Origin of the sequence: Microbacterium sp. Ld4 (assembly GCF_045066555.1) — a bacterium.
GTDB lineage: Bacteria > Actinomycetota > Actinomycetes > Actinomycetales > Microbacteriaceae > Microbacterium.
In genome coordinates, this window is record NZ_JBISHE010000010.1 from 247,575 (window position 1) to 264,159 (window position 16,585).

The following is a 16,585-nucleotide window of genomic DNA, read 5'->3' on the forward strand; positions in this document are numbered from 1 at the left end:
CCGCACATTTCCTCTCTTCGGGCCGGCACGTCACACGTCCTCGTGTGAGAGCCCCCGAGAGAATCGGTCACCGTCGTGGACGGGGCCACTTGCGGTTATGACTTTCCACATCTGAAAGGGAGAACTCGTGGAGTCCATCTCCGAGATCCAGACCGGCGACGACGTCGCCACCGACGCAGCCGTCGCCGCGAACACCACCGGTTCGTCGTCGACTGACGAGACCACCGACGCCGCGGCCACCGCAGCGCCGGTGCGCAAGACGCGCAGTCGCGCCAAGGCCAAGCCCGCTGCCGACGCCGCGCCCGCAGCTGACGCCGCGCCCGCGGCCGACGCGCCTGCCGCCGACGCCGCGCCCGCCGCCGACGCCGCCCCCGCGGCCGAGGGCACGGGCGACGCCGACCAGCCCGTCAAGGCTCCCCGCAAGCGCGCGCCGCGCCGTGCGAAGAGCGCCGATGCGGCTCCCGCTGAGCAGGCGCCGACGGCCGAGGCCGCTCCTGCCGCTGAGCCCGCTGCTGCCGAGCCCGCTCGCGCGGACGCGGCCCCCGCCGCCGATGCTGCCCCCGCGGCCGACGCCGCCGAGGCTCCGGCCGTTCAGGACGCTCCGTCGTCCCGGAACAGCGACGACGCTTCCGAGGGGTCCTCCGACTCCGAGGGCGACCGCGCCGAGGGCGAAGGCTCGAGCCGCAGCCGCAGCCGTTCGCGCAGCCGCAGCCGCAACCGCAACAAGGGCGAGAACGGCGCACAGGGCGAGAACGGCCAGAACGGCAACGCCCAGAACAACGGCGGCCAGAACAACGGCAACGCCCAGAACAACGGCGGCCAGAACAACGGCAACGCCCAGAACAACGGCAACGCGCAGAACGGCGGCCAGAACAACGGCGGCCAGAGCGGCAACGCGCAGAACCGTAACGCCGGACCGGCCACCGACGACCGGGGCGACGACGAGCAGGGCCGCGGCCGCCAGCGCAACAAGCGCCGCACGCAGACGCCGACGGACGAGTTCGACACCGAGATCGGTGACGACGATGTCCTCATCCCCATCGCCGGCATCCTCGATGTGCTCGACAACTACGCGTTCGTGCGCACCACGGGCTACCTTCCCGGCCAGAGCGACGTCTACGTCTCGCTCGGCCAGGTGAAGAAGTACAACCTCCGCAAGGGCGACGCCGTCGTCGGCGCGATCAAGCAGCCCCGTGAGGGCGAGCAGTCGAGCCGTCAGAAGTACAACGCGCTGGTCAAGGTCGACGCCATCAACGGTCTCTCCGTCGACGACGCCGCGACTCGCGTCGAGTTCAACAAGCTCACCCCGCTCTACCCGCAGGACCGCCTCCGCCTCGAGACCGCGCCCGAGAAGCTCACGCAGCGCATCATCGACCTGGTGGCGCCGATCGGCAAGGGCCAGCGCGGCCTGATCGTCGCTCCGCCCAAGGCCGGCAAGACGATCGTCCTGCAGCAGATCGCCAACGCCATCGCGACGAACAACCCCGAGGTCCACCTCATGGTCGTCCTCGTCGACGAGCGTCCCGAAGAGGTCACCGACATGCAGCGCACGGTGAAGGGTGAGGTCATCGCCTCCACCTTCGATCGCCCTGCAGAAGACCACACCACGGTCGCCGAGCTCGCCATCGAGCGCGCGAAGCGCCTCGTCGAGCTGGGCCGCGACGTCGTCGTCCTCCTCGACTCGATCACGCGCCTGGGCCGGGCCTACAACATCACCGCGCCCACCTCGGGCCGCGTGCTCACCGGTGGCGTCGACGCGTCGGCGCTCTACCCGCCGAAGCGCTTCTTCGGCGCCGCGCGCAACATCGAGAACGGTGGCTCGCTCACCATCCTCGCCACGGCGCTCGTCGAGACCGGCTCCAAGATGGACGAAGTCATCTTCGAGGAGTTCAAGGGCACCGGCAACAGCGAGCTGCGCCTGTCGCGCCAGCTCGCCGACAAGCGCATCTTCCCGGCCGTCGACGTGAACGCGTCGTCCACCCGCCGCGAAGAGATGCTGCTCTCGGCCGACGAGGTCAAGATCACGTGGAAGCTGCGTCGCGCCCTCGCGGGCCTCGACCCGCAGCAGGCCCTCGAGGTCGTCCTCGGAAAGCTCAAGGAGACGAGCTCGAACGTCGAGTTCCTCGTGCAGATGCAGAAGTCCATGCCGGCTCCCACCGGCGGCGGCCACAGTAGCGCGCACGACAACAGCATCCGCTGATCACCACCACGTGTTCGAGTCCGTCCAGACGCTGATCGACGAGCACCGCGCGGTGCAGGAGGAACTCTCCGACCCCGCGGTGCACGCCGATGCGGCGCGCGCGAAGCGCGTCAACCGGCGGTACGCCGAACTGTCGCGCATCGTTGCCGCGCATGACGCGTGGACGTCGGCATCCGACGATCTCGCGGCGGCGCGGGAACTCGCCAAGGAAGACGCGGCCTTCGCCGAGGAGATCCCTGCTCTCGAGGAGCTCGTCGAGTCGAGCCAGGAGCGCCTTCGGCGGCTTCTGATCCCGCGCGATCCAGACGATGCGCGCGACGTGATCATGGAGATCAAAGCCGGCGAAGGTGGCGCGGAATCCGCGCTGTTCGCGGCAGATCTCCTTCGCATGTACGTGCAGTACGCGGCGTCACGCGGGTGGAAGACCGAACTCCTCGAACGCAACGAATCCGACCTCGGCGGATACAAGGACGTGCAGGTCGCGATCAAGGGGTCCTCGACCGACCCCGCGCAGGGCGTCTGGGCGCACCTGAAGTACGAGGGCGGCGTGCACCGCGTGCAGCGCGTGCCGGCGACCGAGTCGCAGGGACGCATCCACACCTCCACCACGGGCGTGCTCGTGTTCCCCGAGGTCGACGAGCCCGAAGAAGTCCAGATCGATGCGAACGATCTGAAGATCGACGTCTTCCGCTCCTCCGGACCCGGCGGTCAGTCGGTCAACACGACCGACTCCGCCGTGCGCATCACCCACCTTCCCACCGGCATCGTCGTGTCGATGCAGAACGAGAAGAGCCAGCTGCAGAACCGCGAAGCGGGCATGCGCGTGCTGCGCGCCCGCCTCCTGGCGCGTCAGCAGGAAGAGCGGGACGCTGCGGCATCCGACGCCCGGCGCTCTCAGATCCGCGGGATGGACCGCTCCGAGCGGATCCGCACGTACAACTTCCCCGAGAACCGCATCGCCGACCATCGCACCGGCTACAAGGCCTACAACCTCGACCAGGTCATGGACGGCGCGCTCGGGCCGATCCTGGAGTCGGCGATCAGCGCCGACGAAGAGGCCCAGCTCGCCGCCATCGGCACCACCGACTGAACGGCGCCCGGGCGGCGCAGGTCAGATGTGGTACTCGGGCGCGGCCAGGAGTGCGCGCGTGTCCTCGCCGGCAGTGCGTCGGCGTGCCCGCGCAGGCACACCGACCAGCACGGAGTCGGCCGGGGCGTCCTTCGTGACGACGGCGTTCGCACCGATCACGCTTCTGGCGCCGACGACGACGGGCCCGAGGATCTTCGCTCCGGCCCCGACGGCGACGCCGTCCTCGAGTGTCGGATGCCGCTTGCCGCCCTCACGCGTACGTCCTCCGAGCGTCACGCCGTGGTAGAGCATGACGTCGTCGCCGACCTCGGCGGTCTCGCCGATCACGACGCCCATGCCGTGGTCGATGAAGAAGCGGCGTCCGATGCGCGCCCCGGGGTGGATCTCGATCCCGGTCAGCCACCGGCTCACCTGCGAGACGGCGCGCGCCGGGAATCGCCAGCCGCGAGTCCAGAGCGCGTGGCTGAGGCGGAAGGCCCAGACGGCGTGCAGGCCGGGATAGAGCGCGGCGATCTCGAGCCCGCCGCGCGCTGCGGGGTCGCGGAGCTTGGCGGCAGCGATGTCCTCGCGGACGGCGCGCACCACGCGGCGGGCGTCGGAGATGCCGGGCACAGTCGGCCTTTCTGAAGAGAGCGGCGTCGTCGGGAAGCGACTCAGTCGCGGAGGTGCTCGTACAGCGCGGTCGACAGGTACCGCTCGCCGAACGACGGGATGATCACGACGATGTTCTTGCCCTCGGCTTCGGGACGCGCGGCCACCTGGAGCGCAGCCCACACGGCGGCGCCCGAGGAGATGCCGATGAGGATGCCCTCCTTCGTGGCGACCTCGCGGGCCGTGGTGATCGCGTCCTCGAACGAGACGTCCTGGACCTCGTCGATGACGCCCTGGTCGAGGATCGGCGGCACGAAGTTCGGGCCGATGCCCTGGATCTTGTGCGGGCCCGGCTTGCCCGTGGTGAGCAGGGGAGAGTCGGCCGGTTCGACGGCGACGATGCGTGCCTCGGGAGCGCGCTCCTTGAGCACCTGTCCGACGCCGGTGATGGTGCCGCCGGTGCCGATGCCCGCGACGAAGTAGCCGATGTCTCCGTCGGTGTCACGGAGGATCTCCTCGGCCGTGGTGGACCGGTGGATCTGCACGTTGGCCTCGTTGGCGAACTGCTTCGCGAGGACGGCGCCGGGGGTGTCGGCTGCGATCCGCTCCGCCTCGGAGACGGCGCCCTTCATCCCGAGCGAGGGCTCTGTGAGCACGAGCTCCGCACCGTAGGCGCGCAGCAGCATCCGTCGCTCCGTCGACATCGACGCGGGCATCGTGAGGATGACCTTGTATCCGCGGGCGGCGCCGATCATCGCGAGGGCGATGCCCGTGTTTCCGCTCGTGCCCTCGACGATCGTCCCTCCGGGCTTGAGTTCGCCCGAGGCCTCCGCCGCATCGACGATGGCGACACCGAGACGGTCCTTCACGGACGAGGCCGGGTTGTAGAACTCGAGCTTCGCGAGGATGGTGCCGGGAAGCCCCTCGGAGACGCGGTTGAGGCGGACCAGGGGAGTGTTGCCGAATGCGCTCGTGATGTCGGAGTGGATGCCGGGCATGGTGAGGCCTTTCATGCGGATGGATGAGGCGGAAGAGGGATCCCAGCCTACGATGCGCGATGAGGCCGGGGACGAGTGTGACGGGAGGCCCGCGGTATTCTGGAAGAACCCATGCTCTCCTCTCCGACTTCCCACGCGCCTGCAGAGCGCGAACTCGGGCACATCGTCCGCGATGCGGCCACGCGTCTGGCCGATGCCGGCGTGCCGACCCCCGCCGTCGACGCCGAGCTCCTCGCCGGCCACGTGCTGGGCCTCGGCAGGGGAGAGGTCGCCGCGGCCGCGATCCGGGGCGATCGGATGCCGCAGCCCGCCGCCGATGCCTTCGAGGCCCTCATCGTCCGCCGCGCCGCACGGGAGCCGCTCCAGCATCTGACGGGCACCGCCCCCTTCCGCCACCTCGAACTCCGGGTCGGCCCCGGCGTCTTCGTGCCGCGCCCCGAGACCGAGATGGTCGCCCAGCTCGCGATCGACGCGCTCCGCTCCGCCGCCGGACCCGAACCGATCGCCGTGGATCTCGGCACGGGAAGCGGCGCGCTCGCCCTGTCGATGGCCACCGAGGTCCCTCACGCGCATGTCCACGCCGCGGAGAACTCGGTCGACGCCTTCATCTGGGCGAAGGAGAACTTCGCCGCCATCGCACCGCACGCCCGACTGGCCTTCGTCGATCTGGCAGATGCGTTCCCCGACCTCGACGGGCGCGTGTCCGTTCTCGTCTCGAACCCGCCGTACGTGCCCGACGACGCCATCCCGCGCGACCCCGAGGTGCGGTTCTGGGACCCGCCCGCCGCACTGTACGGTGGCGCCGACGGGCTCGAGGTCGTCCGGATCCTGTCCGGAGTGGCGCTGCGGCTCGCGCACCCCGGCGGCACCCTGGTCATCGAGCACGGCGAGTGGCAGGGCGGCGCGATCCGCGGCATCCTGACCGCCGACGGATGGCGGGGAGCCGCCACCCACCCCGACCTGACGGCGCGAGACCGCGCCACGACGGCGATTCGCCCCTGACCGCCGAGGGTTGCCAGGAGGCTCAAGCCTCCGCCCCGTAGAATGCTGCGGATATGTCTCCCGTGCTCGACTGTCGCGACGCCGACCAGCTGCTGCCGGCGATGCGCCGTGCCCGTCAGGCGATCGCCCGTGGCGAGCTCATCGTCATGCCCACCGACACCGTCTACGGCGTGGCCGCCGACGCGTTCAACAGTGCGGCCGTCGCCCGGCTGCTCGAGGCGAAGGGCCGCGGCCGGCAATCTCCGCCGCCGGTCCTGGTCTCCGGGCTCGCGACGATGCGCGCGCTCGTCGCCGATGTTCCCGAGGCCGTCGAGCGGCTCGTCGATGAGTTCTGGCCCGGCGGCCTGACCATCGTCCTCCCCGCGCAGCCGTCACTCACCTGGGACCTGGGCGAGACCCACGGCACCGTCGCCGTGCGGATGCCGAACGATCCCTTCGCGCTGGAGCTGCTCGAGGAGTGCGGCCCGCTCGCCGTGTCGAGCGCCAATCTGACCGGGCGTCCCGCCGCGCTCCAGATCGACTCGGCCGTCGACATGCTCGGCGACCGGATCGCCGTCTACCTCGACGGCGGCATGGTCGAGACAGGGGTGTCCTCGACCATCGTCGACGCGACCGGGCTCGTCGGTGCCCCGCAGCATCCCGTCCGCGTTCTGCGAGAGGGAGCCATCACCCGCGGCGAACTCCGGGAGGTGCTCGGCGACCTGCTCGAGGACGACCCCGCCGACGACGAAGACGATCCGGCGTGAGGGAGTACCTGCTCGCCTTCGTCATCACGGCGGCGATCACCTTCGCGCTGTCCTGGCTCGTCTGGAAGGTCGCGATCCGCTACCGGCTCCACCCGGCCATCCGCGAGCGTGACGTCCACAAGAACCCGACACCCCGCCTCGGCGGCATCGCGATGTTCCTCGGGCTCGCCGCGTTCTTCCTGATCTCGTCGCAGTGGCCCGCGTTCGAGATCATCTGGAGCGAGCCTGCCCGGATGTGGTCGCTGCTCGGCGCGGCGGCCCTCATGGTGGTCGTCGGTGTCGCCGACGACCTGTGGGACCTCGACTGGATGATCAAGCTCGCCGCCCAGTTCCTCGCGGCCTGGATCATCGTCGGCATCGGCGGGATCCAGATCTTCGCCCTGCCCTTCGGCGACCAGGCCATCGCGTCGAGCTGGCTGAGCATCAGCTTGTCCATCTTCGCGATCGTCATCGTCATGAACGCGATCAACTTCATCGACGGGCTCGACGGACTGGTCGCCGGCGTGTGCATCATCGCGAACACGGTGTTCTTCGCCTACTCGGCGATGATCGCCCGGGACTTCGAGAACAGCTCCGAGACGAATACCGCCGTCTTCCTGACCGTCGTGCTGCTCGGGATCTGCGCCGGGTTCCTGCCGTTCAACTGGAACCCCGCGAAGATGTTCATGGGCGACGCCGGGGCACTCCTGCTCGGTCTGATGATGTCGGCCTCGGCCATCGTCGTCACCGGCGGGCTTCCGCAGCAGCTCCTCGGGGACAACGACCTCTTCGGCCGTTCACAGCTCATCGGCGCGTACATCCCGGTCATCCTGCCGATCGTGATCGTCCTGCTCCCGCTCCTCGACTTCGGGCTCGCCGTCGTCCGCCGGATGGCGAGGGGCAAGTCGCCCTTCTCTCCCGACCGGCAGCACATGCACCACCGCATGCTCGACATGGGGCACACCGATCGCAACGCCGTGTTCGTCTTCTACGCCTGGACGGCCATCGTGTCGCTCTCCGTGCTGCTGATGTACATCGGCACCACCGCCGGCTGGCCGGGCCTGTACTGGCCCGGCGTCGCCTATCTGATCCTCGGCTGCGTCGCCTGCGTCGTGGTCACCCTGCCACCCTCCCGCCGCCCGCACGGCGCGGCATCCCGACGGAAAGTCCTGACATGACCACGCCGACCGTTTCCTCGACGCCGCTCCTGCGCCGCACCCTGATCCTCTCCGCCCTCGCGACCGCCGCGCTGGCGGTGGTCGGATCGGTCATCGGGCTGCTGGTCGCGGGCACCTCGGGGCTCTGGAGCGCGCTGGTCGCCGTGCTGATGGCGGCCATCTTCCTCGGCTTCACGACCGCGTCGATCCTCATCGCCAACCGCTGGTACGGCGACCCCCTGTTCGTGCCCATCTTCTTCGGCTCGGTGATGGGCGGTTGGATCCTGAAGTTCGTCGTGTTCCTGATCGGACTGTTCCTTCTCCGCGATCAGCCCTGGCTGAGCCCGATGGTCTTCCTCGTCGCCCTCGTCGTCAGCATCATCGTGTCGCTGGCCGTCGACGTGGTGGTCATGCTGCGCATGCGCCTGCCGGTCGTCAGCGACGCCACGCTGCCCACCGCGGCCGATGTCGAGGCGGGGGAGAAGGGCTCGGCGGACTCCGCGACGCCCCGGGACTGATACGCTGTTACCGAGCCCGCCTGATCCCGACGGGAACGTCTGCGGAGCAGCTCACCGACCATCGTCGCCTCGGTTTTTCGACCGCGGCCCCGAAGCTGGAGCCAGCGCTGTTTATTCAAGCTGCGACCCTGATCGCCACCGCCGCCGGAGAAGGTCCGGAATTCCACGGACCCTCGATTGAAGAGTTCTTTCCGGAGACACTCTTCGCCATCGGGTTCCTCGAGGTCAACCGGATCCATCTGATCCAGTTCCTCTCTACCGCCGTGATCGTTCTGATCTTCTGGCTGGGCACCCGTCGCATGACGGTCGTCCCCGGACGATTCCAGAGCATCGTCGAGATGGGCCTGGACTTCGTCCGCGTCAACATCGCCGAAGATCTCCTCGGCAAGAAGGACGGCAAGAGGTTCCTCCCGATCCTCACGACGATCTTCTTCATGGTGCTGTTCATGAACATCACCGGCATCATCCCCGGCCTGAACATCGCCGGAACGTCGATCGTCGCGGTACCGCTGCTTCTGGCAGTGGTGAGCTACGTGACCTTCATCTACGCCGGCGTTCGCAAGAGCCCGAAGAACTTCTTCAAGAACGCACTCTTCCCGAGCGGTGTGCCGTGGCCGATCTACCTGATCGTCACCCCGATCGAGCTCATCTCCACGTTCATCATCCGGCCGGTCACGCTGACCCTCCGACTGCTGATGAACATGATGGTCGGCCACCTGCTGCTCGTCCTCTTCTTCGCAGCGACGAACTTCTTCCTCGTCGATCTCGGCGGATGGTGGTCGGCGCTCGCCGCCGGCTCGCTCGCCTTCGGCTTCATCTTCACGCTGTTCGAAATCCTGGTGGCCGTCCTCCAGGCATACGTCTTCGCACTCCTCACTGCGGTCTACATCCAGCTCGCAGTCGCTGAAGAACACTGAGCGGGTCGGTCTTCGACCTTCCCACCCAACCGAAAGGAAAAATCCCGTGGACGCAACTACGGTTCTCGCCGCTCTGCAGGGCAACATCGCCACCGTCGGCTACGGCCTCGCCGCGATCGGTCCCGCCATCGGCGTCGGCATCGTCGTCGGCAAGACGATCGAGGGTGTCGCCCGCCAGCCCGAGCTGGCAGGTCGCCTCCAGGTCCTGATGTGGATCGGTATCGCCTTCACCGAGGCGCTCGCCTTCATCGGCATCGCGACCTACTTCATCTTCACCGGCCTTACGCCGGCGTAATCGCTCTTCGATCGCACTGATAAGGAGACAGGATGCTGAATCTTGTCGTGAAAGCGGCTGAGGAAGGCGAGTCCTACAACCCGCTGTTCCCGGCGATGTACGACATCGTCTGGTCGGCCGTGTGCTTCGTCGTGATCCTGTTCGTCTTCTGGCGGGTCGCCCTGCCGAAGATGCAGGTTCTCCTCGACCAGCGCGCCGCTGCCATCGAGGGCAACATCGCGAAGGCCGACGAAGCTCAGCGCAAGGCCGAGGCCGCGCTGGAGGAGTACACCGCTCAGCTCGCCGACGCACGCAAGGAAGCCGGTGAGATCCGCGAAGCCGCCCGTGAGGACGGTAAGAAGATCGTCACCGAAGCGCGCGACACGGCGTCTGCCGAAGCGGGCCGCCTCACGGCTGCTGCGCACACGCAGATCGAAGCAGAACGTCAGACGGCGCTCGTGTCGCTCCGCAGCGAGGTGGGCACCCTCGCCCTCGACCTCGCCGGCGGCGTGATCGGGGAGACCCTGTCGGACGACCAGAAGGCTCAGGCCGTGGTCGACCGCTTCCTCGCCGACCTCGAGGCATCTGAGAAGGCGGCTCAGTAATGGGTAGCGCGACCACTCAGGCACTCACGGCGACGACGTCGGCCCTCGCGGCCGCGCCGAGCGTCGACCTCGGTGTGGCCCGCGAGCTCTTCGCCGCGGTGCGCGCCCTGGCCGGCTCGTCGCAGCTGAGCGGCGCGCTGTCCGATGCATCGGCGCCTGCCGATGCCCGCCAGCAGGTCGTCACGGGTGTGTTCGGCGGATACTCGCCGGCCACCGTGGCGGTGCTGAAGGCGGCCGTCGCCGAGCGCTGGTCCTCCGCCGCCGACCTCGTGTCGGGCATCGAAGAGGCCGGCATCCGGGCCGCGGCTATCGCCGAGCCTTCGGTCGACCTCGAAGCGGAGCTCTTCTCAGTCACTCGCACGATCGCGTCCAACCCGGAGCTCGAGCTCGCGCTCGGGAGCCGACTGGGCGACTCCTCGGCCAAGGGTGCGCTCATCGAGGCGCTGCTCGGAGGCCGGGCGAGTGAGCCGACGATCATCGTCGTCTCGTCCCTCGTTCAGGTTCCCCGCGAGCGCCGCGTGCGCTCCATGCTCGGTCGCGCGCTCAGCGTGGTCGCCGAAGAGCGGGGACGCATCGTCGCCACCGTCTCCTCCGCGACGGCCCTCACGGGTGACCAGCAGTCCCGGCTGCAGCGCACCCTTGCGGAGCGTTACGGCAAGGACGTCTCGCTGAATCTCGTCGTCGATCCCTCGGTCGTCGGCGGTCTGCGCATCGAGATCGGCGACGACGTCATCGACGCCACCGTCTCCTCGCGTCTGAGCGACCTCCGCCACCGCCTGGCGGGCTAGATCTTCCCGCTCCACCGGAGCGGCCCCGGCGGGCCTCGTGCCCGCCACAAGACCTCACAAGAAGGAAGACCATGGCAGAACTGTCCATCAGCCCCGACGTCATCCGTGACGCGCTGAAAGACTTCGTCGCCGCCTACGAGCCCACCGGGGCAGCGGCGACCGAGGTCGGCACCGTCGTCGACGCAGCCGACGGCATCGCCCACGTCGAGGGTCTGCCCGGCGTCATGGCGAACGAACTCGTTCGCTTCGACAACGGTGTGGAAGGCCTCGCGCAGAACCTCGACGAGCACGAGATCGGTGTCGTCGTCCTCGGCGACTTCTCGGGCATCCAGGCCGGCCAGAAGGTCACCCGCAGCGGTGAGGTCCTCTCGGTCGGTGTCGGCGACGGCTACCTCGGCCGCGTGGTCGACCCGCTCGGCAACCCGATCGACGGTCTCGGCGAGATCGCCATCGAAGGCCGTCGTGCCCTCGAGCTCCAGGCGCCCGGCGTCATGCAGCGCAAGAGCGTGCACGAGCCGATGCAGACCGGCATCAAGGCGATCGACGCCATGATCCCCGTCGGCCGCGGTCAGCGTCAGCTCATCATCGGCGACCGCCAGACCGGTAAGACGGCCATCGCGATCGACACGATCATCAACCAGAAGACCAACTGGGACTCCGGCGACACCAACAAGCAGGTGCGCTGCATCTACGTCGCGATCGGCCAGAAGGGCTCGACCATCGCCGCGGTGAAGGGCGCCCTCGAGGACGCCGGGGCGATGGAGTACACGACGATCGTCGCCGCTCCGGCATCCGACCCGGCCGGTTTCAAGTACCTGGCTCCGTACACCGGTTCGGCCATCGGCCAGCACTGGATGTACGGCGGCAAGCACGTCCTGATCATCTTCGACGACCTGTCGAAGCAGGCCGAGGCCTACCGCGCCGTGTCCCTGCTCCTGCGCCGCCCGCCGGGTCGCGAGGCGTACCCCGGCGACGTGTTCTACCTGCACTCGCGTCTGCTGGAGCGTTGCGCCAAGCTCTCCGACGAGCTCGGTGCCGGTTCGATGACGGGTCTCCCGATCATCGAGACGAAGGCCAACGACGTCTCGGCCTACATCCCGACCAACGTGATCTCGATCACGGACGGCCAGATCTTCCTCCAGTCCGACCTCTTCAACGCCAACCAGCGTCCGGCGGTCGACGTGGGTATCTCCGTGTCGCGAGTCGGCGGTGACGCACAGGTCAAGTCGATCAAGAAGGTGTCGGGCACGCTGAAGCTCGAGCTGGCCCAGTACCGCTCGCTCGAGGCCTTCGCGATGTTCGCCTCCGACCTCGATGCCGCGTCGCGTCGTCAGCTCGCCCGTGGTGCGCGTCTGACCGAGCTGCTCAAGCAGCCGCAGTACTCGCCGTACCCCGTCGAGGAGCAGGTCGTCTCGATCTGGGCCGGAACCAACGGCAAGCTCGACACGATCGAGGTCGAAGACGTGCTCCGGTTCGAGCGCGAGCTGCTCGATCACCTGAAGCGCAACACCTCGATCCTCGAGTCCCTGCGCGAGTCGAACGTCCTCGATGACGCGACGCTTGCGGAGCTCGACAAGGCGACGGATGCCTTTGTGCTCGAGTTCCAGGGTGGCAAGGGTCAGGCCCTCGGCCAGCCCGGCCGCGAAGAGGTCGCTGCTGCGGACGTCGATGACGTGAACCAGGAGAAGATCGTCAAGGGCCGCCGCGGCTGACGCCGACGGGAGACTGTTAACTCATGGGCGCACAACTCAGGGTCTACAAGCAGAAGATCTCTTCTGCTCAGACGACCAAGAAGATCACGAAGGCGATGGAACTCATCGCAGCTTCGCGCATCCAGAAGGCGATGGCGCGCGTCCGCGCGTCCAACCCCTTCGCGCGGGCTGTGACGCGGGCCGTCTCCGCCGTGGCCACCCACTCGAACGTCCAGCACCCGCTGACGACCGAGCGCGACGAGATCCGGCGTTCCGCTGTCGTCGTGTTCGGCTCCGACCGCGGACTCGCCGGCGCGTTCAACTCGCAGGTCATCCGCGAGGCCATGCAGCTCGGTGAGCTGCTGCGCAGCGAGGGTCGCGAGCCGGTCTACTACCTCGTCGGCCGCAAGCCGGTCGGTTTCTTCCAGTTCCGCCGCATCGCTTCGGCGGGCGAGTGGATCGGCGACACCGACACTCCGCACTTCTCGACCGCAGAAGAGATCGCGGGCGCGCTCATCGAGGCGTACGAGATCGGCGGAGCCGAGGGCGGCGTCGACGAGATCCACCTCGTCTACAACCGTTTCGTGAGCATGATCACGCAGACGCCGGAGACGGTCCGTCTGCTTCCGCTCGAGGTCGTCGAGGCGGAGGACACGGCATCCAGCCAGGTCTACCCGCTGTACGAATTCGAGCCGAGCCCCGAAACGGTGCTCGATGCGCTCCTGCCGGTGTACGTCCAGAGCCGCGTCTTCAACGCTCTTCTGCAGTCGTCCGCCGCCAAGCAGGCGGCCACGCAGAAGGCCATGAAGTCGGCCAGTGACAACGCCGACAACCTCATCACCGACTACACGCGCCTGCGCAACAACGCGCGCCAGGCAGAGATCACGCAGCAGATCGCCGAGATCGTCGGCGGCGCCGACGCTCTGGCGTCGGGCAAATAGACCATACGAAGGAAGAGAAGCCATGAGCCTCACCGCTGAGAAGACGGAAGCTCCTGTCGTCGGCCGCGTCGCCCGCGTCACCGGGCCGGTCGTCGACATCGAGTTCCCGCACGACTCGATCCCCGACATCTACAACGCGCTGAAGACCACCATCACGATCGCCGGTGAGTCCAACGAGATCACGCTCGAGGTCGCACAGCACCTCGGGGACGACCTCGTCCGCGCCATCTCGCTGAAGCCGACCGACGGCATGATCCGCGGCCAGGAAGTCCGCGACACCGGGGGCCCCATCACGGTTCCCGTCGGAGACGTGACCAAGGGCAAGGTCTTCAACGTCACCGGTGACATCCTGAACTCCGCTCCTGGTGAGACCGTCGAGATCACGGAGCGCTGGGGCATCCACCGCCAGGCGCCCAACTTCGACCAGCTCGAGTCGAAGACCGAGATGTTCGAGACCGGCATCAAGAGCATCGACCTGCTCACCCCGTACGTCCAGGGTGGAAAGATCGGCCTCTTCGGTGGTGCAGGTGTCGGCAAGACCGTCCTGATCCAGGAGATGATCCAGCGCGTCGCGCAGGACCACGGTGGCGTGTCGGTGTTCGCCGGTGTCGGTGAGCGCACGCGTGAGGGCAACGACCTCATCGCCGAGATGGAAGAGGCGGGTGTCTTCGACAAGACGGCCCTCGTGTTCGGCCAGATGGACGAGCCGCCGGGAACGCGTCTTCGCGTCGCGCTGTCGGCCCTGACCATGGCGGAGTACTTCCGCGATGTGCAGAAGCAGGACGTGCTGTTGTTCATCGACAACATCTTCCGCTTCACGCAGGCCGGTTCCGAGGTCTCGACGCTGCTGGGCCGCATGCCCTCGGCGGTCGGCTACCAGCCGAACCTCGCCGACGAGATGGGTGTGCTCCAGGAGCGCATCACCTCGACGCGTGGTCACTCGATCACCTCGCTGCAGGCGATCTACGTCCCCGCCGACGACTACACCGACCCGGCGCCGGCAACGACGTTCGCGCACCTCGACGCGACCACCGAGCTGTCCCGCGAGATCGCATCGAAGGGCCTGTACCCGGCCATCGACCCGCTGACCTCGACCAGCCGCATCCTGGACCCCCGCTACATCGGCGACGACCACTACCGCGTGGCGACGTCTGTGAAGCAGATCCTCCAGAAGAACAAGGAACTGCAGGAGATCATCGCGATCCTCGGTGTCGATGAGCTCTCCGAGGAAGACAAGATCGTCGTGTCGCGTGCACGCCGCATCCAGCAGTTCCTCTCGCAGAACACCTACATGGCCAAGAAGTTCACCGGCGTCGAGGGCTCCACGGTCCCGATCAAGGAGACCATCGAGTCGTTCGACGCGATCGTCAAGGGTGACTTCGACCACGTCGCCGAGCAGGCCTTCTTCAACGTCGGTGGCATCGCCGACGTTGAAGAGAAGTGGGCGCAGATCCAGAAGGAGAACGGCTGACATGGCGCTGACCGTCACCCTCGTCTCCGCTGAGGCGGAGGTCTGGCACGGCGAGGCGAGCCTCGTCGTGGCCAAGACGGTCGAGGGCGAAATCGGCTTCATGTCCGGCCACGAGCCCGTCCTCGCGATCCTCGCCGAAGGTCAGGTCCGCATCACGCAGACCGACGGCGCGAAGATCGTGGCGACGGCGCAGGACGGCTTCCTCTCGATGGAGGGCGACGAGCTCACCATCGTCGCGGGCAACGCCACGCTCCAGTCCTGACACTCCCTCGCGCAGCGCCGTCCGGTTCGCCGGGCGGCGCTGCGCTGTTCCTCCCCGGAGCCGTACCGTGCTGATCCTTCTGCCCCCCTCCGAGACCAAGCGTCCGGGCGGCGACGGCCCGCCCCTTGCCATCGAGACGCTCGCCTATCCCGAGCTCGCCCCTCCGCGTCGTCGTGTGACCGAGGCGCTCGTAGCGCTCAGCGCCGATGAGGATGCCGCCGCGAAGACGCTGAAGCTCTCCGTGCGGCAGCGCGGCGAGGTCGCGGCGAACGCGGAACTGTTCACGTCGCCGACTCTGCCGTCGGTCGACCGCTACACGGGTGTGCTCTACGACGCGCTCGGCGCGGCGTCGCTCCATCACGACGCGCGGGAGTGGATCGGCCACCACGTCGCGATCCATTCCGCACCCTTCGGCCCGGTGGGAGGGCTCGATCCGCTTCCGGCGTATCGGCTGGGCGCCGGGATCGCGCTTCCCGGTGTTCCGCCGCTTCGGCGGGTGTGGGCGGATGCCGTCGCGGCGGCGCTCGCGGCGTCGGCGCCGCCCTTCATCCTCGACCTCCGATCGGAGGCCTATGTCGCACTCGGCCCCGTGCCGTCCGCGGTCGCGTCGGCCTATGTGCGTGTCGTCACGGCGGGACCCGATGGCTCGGTCCGGGCGCTGAACCATTTCAACAAGCACGCGAAGGGCGATCTTGTGCGGCGTCTCGCGTCGGACGCGCCCGCCGTCCGAGGAGCGGGTGACCTGCTGGCGTGGGCGGAGGCGAGCGGCGTGGTCCTGCGGGCTCGCGAGGCCGACTCGGAGCTCGAGCTCGTGGTGTGAACGGGTGACGAGGACGGGGCCGGATGCTGCAGCATCCGGCCCCGTCCTCGTCGACGATTACTTGATGAAGCGGATGTTGATCGGGTACTGGTAGGTCCCGCCGGCGTTGACCCTCATGCCGCCGAGTACGCAGAACACCACGTTGATGACGTACACCGCGAAGGTGAGCAGGCTGAACAGCGGCGCCAGGAACCAGATGATCGCCGACAGGATCGATACGACGATCGAGACCGCGACGAAGACGATCAGGAACGTGATCTGCCAGTTGACGGCTTCCTTGCCCTCGGTGTCCGTGCGGCGGCCGCGCTCTCTGAACACGAGCCAGATGATGAGGGGCGGGAGCAGGAACAGCACGCCGCCGAAGTGCGAGAGCATCGCCCACATCTTGTCGTCCTGGTCGGAGAGCGGCTGCGGCGCGCCCTGCGACGGCTGCTGACCGTAGCCGGGTGGCGGCGGCGGAACGGACGGGCCGCCGCCCGCGCCGGGAGGGGTCGGCCCGCTCGGGGGAGGTGTGGGAGGCTGCCCGCCCGGGGGC

The 16,585-nt window shown here is 68.2% G+C and carries 18 protein-coding genes; 15 read left to right on the plus strand and 3 right to left on the minus strand.

Annotated elements, in window-relative coordinates; translation table 11 throughout:
* Positions 1-127: 127 nt before the first annotated feature.
* Together rho and prfA are read left to right on the plus strand one after the other, a co-directional pair.
* Positions 128-2,200: a transcription termination factor Rho gene (gene rho, locus ACJJV7_RS07055; RefSeq protein WP_405373485.1), complete on the plus strand. Its 2,073-nt coding sequence runs from the start codon at positions 128-130 to the stop codon at positions 2,198-2,200.
* Between the two features lie 10 nt (positions 2,201-2,210).
* Entirely contained in the window at positions 2,211-3,290 is a 1,080-nt protein-coding gene (gene prfA, locus ACJJV7_RS07060) for a peptide chain release factor 1 (RefSeq protein ID WP_405373487.1), read from the plus strand.
* A 21-nt stretch (positions 3,291-3,311) separates the two neighbouring features.
* On the opposite strand, the gene epsC is transcribed toward prfA, so the two are convergent.
* On the minus strand, positions 3,312-3,902 hold the full coding sequence (gene epsC / locus ACJJV7_RS07065; protein WP_405373489.1) for a serine O-acetyltransferase EpsC: 591 nt from the start codon (positions 3,900-3,902) through the stop codon (positions 3,312-3,314).
* 41 nt (positions 3,903-3,943) lie between these two features.
* Positions 3,944-4,879, minus strand: a complete 936-nt coding sequence (cysK, locus tag ACJJV7_RS07070; RefSeq protein WP_405373491.1) for a cysteine synthase A — start codon at positions 4,877-4,879, stop codon at positions 3,944-3,946.
* A 111-nt stretch (positions 4,880-4,990) separates the two neighbouring features.
* On the opposite strand from cysK, the gene prmC reads away from it, so the two are divergent.
* From prmC to ACJJV7_RS07135, 13 genes are all read left to right on the plus strand, one after another.
* Positions 4,991-5,881 carry a peptide chain release factor N(5)-glutamine methyltransferase gene (prmC, locus tag ACJJV7_RS07075; RefSeq protein WP_405373493.1) on the plus strand — a complete coding sequence of 297 codons (891 nt, stop codon included), beginning with the start codon at positions 4,991-4,993 and terminating at the stop codon, positions 5,879-5,881.
* Positions 5,882-5,934: 53 nt separating this feature from the next.
* Positions 5,935-6,627, plus strand: coding sequence for an L-threonylcarbamoyladenylate synthase (locus tag ACJJV7_RS07080; protein ID WP_405373495.1), 693 nt, complete (start codon positions 5,935-5,937; stop codon positions 6,625-6,627).
* Entirely contained in the window at positions 6,624-7,784 is a 1,161-nt protein-coding gene (locus ACJJV7_RS07085; RefSeq protein ID WP_405373497.1) for an MraY family glycosyltransferase, read from the plus strand. Before ACJJV7_RS07080 ends, ACJJV7_RS07085 begins: the two co-directional genes overlap by 4 nt.
* The gene (locus tag ACJJV7_RS07090) at positions 7,781-8,281 is read left to right on the plus strand and encodes a hypothetical protein (protein WP_405373499.1); all 501 of its coding nucleotides are present in this window, start codon (positions 7,781-7,783) and stop codon (positions 8,279-8,281) included. Before ACJJV7_RS07085 ends, ACJJV7_RS07090 begins: the two co-directional genes overlap by 4 nt.
* 128 nt (positions 8,282-8,409) lie before the next feature.
* Positions 8,410-9,198 carry a F0F1 ATP synthase subunit A gene (gene atpB / locus ACJJV7_RS07095; RefSeq protein ID WP_405373535.1) on the plus strand — a complete coding sequence of 263 codons (789 nt, stop codon included), beginning with the start codon at positions 8,410-8,412 and terminating at the stop codon, positions 9,196-9,198.
* 46 nt (positions 9,199-9,244) lie between these two features.
* Positions 9,245-9,493: an ATP synthase F0 subunit C gene (atpE, locus tag ACJJV7_RS07100; protein WP_405373501.1), complete on the plus strand. Its 249-nt coding sequence runs from the start codon at positions 9,245-9,247 to the stop codon at positions 9,491-9,493.
* Positions 9,494-9,525: 32 nt separating this feature from the next.
* On the plus strand, positions 9,526-10,077 hold the full coding sequence (locus ACJJV7_RS07105) for a F0F1 ATP synthase subunit B (RefSeq protein WP_405373503.1): 552 nt from the start codon (positions 9,526-9,528) through the stop codon (positions 10,075-10,077).
* The gene (locus tag ACJJV7_RS07110; protein ID WP_405373505.1) at positions 10,077-10,865 is read left to right on the plus strand and encodes a F0F1 ATP synthase subunit delta; all 789 of its coding nucleotides are present in this window, start codon (positions 10,077-10,079) and stop codon (positions 10,863-10,865) included. The genes ACJJV7_RS07105 and ACJJV7_RS07110 overlap by 1 nt, the downstream gene beginning before the upstream one ends.
* A gap of 71 nt (positions 10,866-10,936) precedes the next feature.
* Positions 10,937-12,577, plus strand: a complete 1,641-nt coding sequence (atpA, locus tag ACJJV7_RS07115; protein ID WP_405373507.1) for a F0F1 ATP synthase subunit alpha — start codon at positions 10,937-10,939, stop codon at positions 12,575-12,577.
* 23 nt (positions 12,578-12,600) lie between these two features.
* The gene (locus ACJJV7_RS07120; protein WP_405373509.1) at positions 12,601-13,497 is read left to right on the plus strand and encodes a F0F1 ATP synthase subunit gamma; all 897 of its coding nucleotides are present in this window, start codon (positions 12,601-12,603) and stop codon (positions 13,495-13,497) included.
* Positions 13,498-13,519: 22 nt separating this feature from the next.
* The gene (gene atpD / locus ACJJV7_RS07125; protein ID WP_405373511.1) at positions 13,520-14,968 is read left to right on the plus strand and encodes a F0F1 ATP synthase subunit beta; all 1,449 of its coding nucleotides are present in this window, start codon (positions 13,520-13,522) and stop codon (positions 14,966-14,968) included.
* 1 nt (position 14,969) lies between these two features.
* On the plus strand, positions 14,970-15,230 hold the full coding sequence (locus ACJJV7_RS07130; RefSeq protein WP_405373513.1) for a F0F1 ATP synthase subunit epsilon: 261 nt from the start codon (positions 14,970-14,972) through the stop codon (positions 15,228-15,230).
* 67 nt (positions 15,231-15,297) lie between these two features.
* The gene (locus ACJJV7_RS07135) at positions 15,298-16,050 is read left to right on the plus strand and encodes a YaaA family protein (protein WP_405373515.1); all 753 of its coding nucleotides are present in this window, start codon (positions 15,298-15,300) and stop codon (positions 16,048-16,050) included.
* 57 nt (positions 16,051-16,107) lie between these two features.
* Here ACJJV7_RS07135 and ACJJV7_RS07140 read toward each other — a convergent pair.
* On the minus strand, positions 16,108-16,585 hold a 478-nt coding region (locus ACJJV7_RS07140), incomplete at its 5' end, for a DUF4870 domain-containing protein (protein WP_405467838.1).

Excerpts from the sequence above, each read along its gene's own strand:
- atpA (WP_405373507.1), top strand. The coding sequence starts at position 10,937 with ATGGCAGAACTGTCCATCAGCCCCGACGTCATCCGTGACGCGCTGAAA.
- ACJJV7_RS07105 (WP_405373503.1), top strand. The coding sequence starts at position 9,526 with ATGCTGAATCTTGTCGTGAAAGCGGCTGAGGAAGGCGAGTCCTACAAC.
- ACJJV7_RS07130 (WP_405373513.1), top strand. The coding sequence starts at position 14,970 with ATGGCGCTGACCGTCACCCTCGTCTCCGCTGAGGCGGAGGTCTGGCAC.
- atpD (WP_405373511.1), top strand. The coding sequence starts at position 13,520 with ATGAGCCTCACCGCTGAGAAGACGGAAGCTCCTGTCGTCGGCCGCGTC.
- prmC (WP_405373493.1), top strand. The coding sequence starts at position 4,991 with ATGCTCTCCTCTCCGACTTCCCACGCGCCTGCAGAGCGCGAACTCGGG.
- ACJJV7_RS07110 (WP_405373505.1), top strand. The coding sequence starts at position 10,077 with ATGGGTAGCGCGACCACTCAGGCACTCACGGCGACGACGTCGGCCCTC.
- cysK (WP_405373491.1), bottom strand. The coding sequence starts at position 4,879 with ATGCCCGGCATCCACTCCGACATCACGAGCGCATTCGGCAACACTCCC.
- ACJJV7_RS07090 (WP_405373499.1), top strand. The coding sequence starts at position 7,781 with ATGACCACGCCGACCGTTTCCTCGACGCCGCTCCTGCGCCGCACCCTG.
- ACJJV7_RS07080 (WP_405373495.1), top strand. The coding sequence starts at position 5,935 with ATGTCTCCCGTGCTCGACTGTCGCGACGCCGACCAGCTGCTGCCGGCG.
- ACJJV7_RS07120 (WP_405373509.1), top strand. The coding sequence starts at position 12,601 with ATGGGCGCACAACTCAGGGTCTACAAGCAGAAGATCTCTTCTGCTCAG.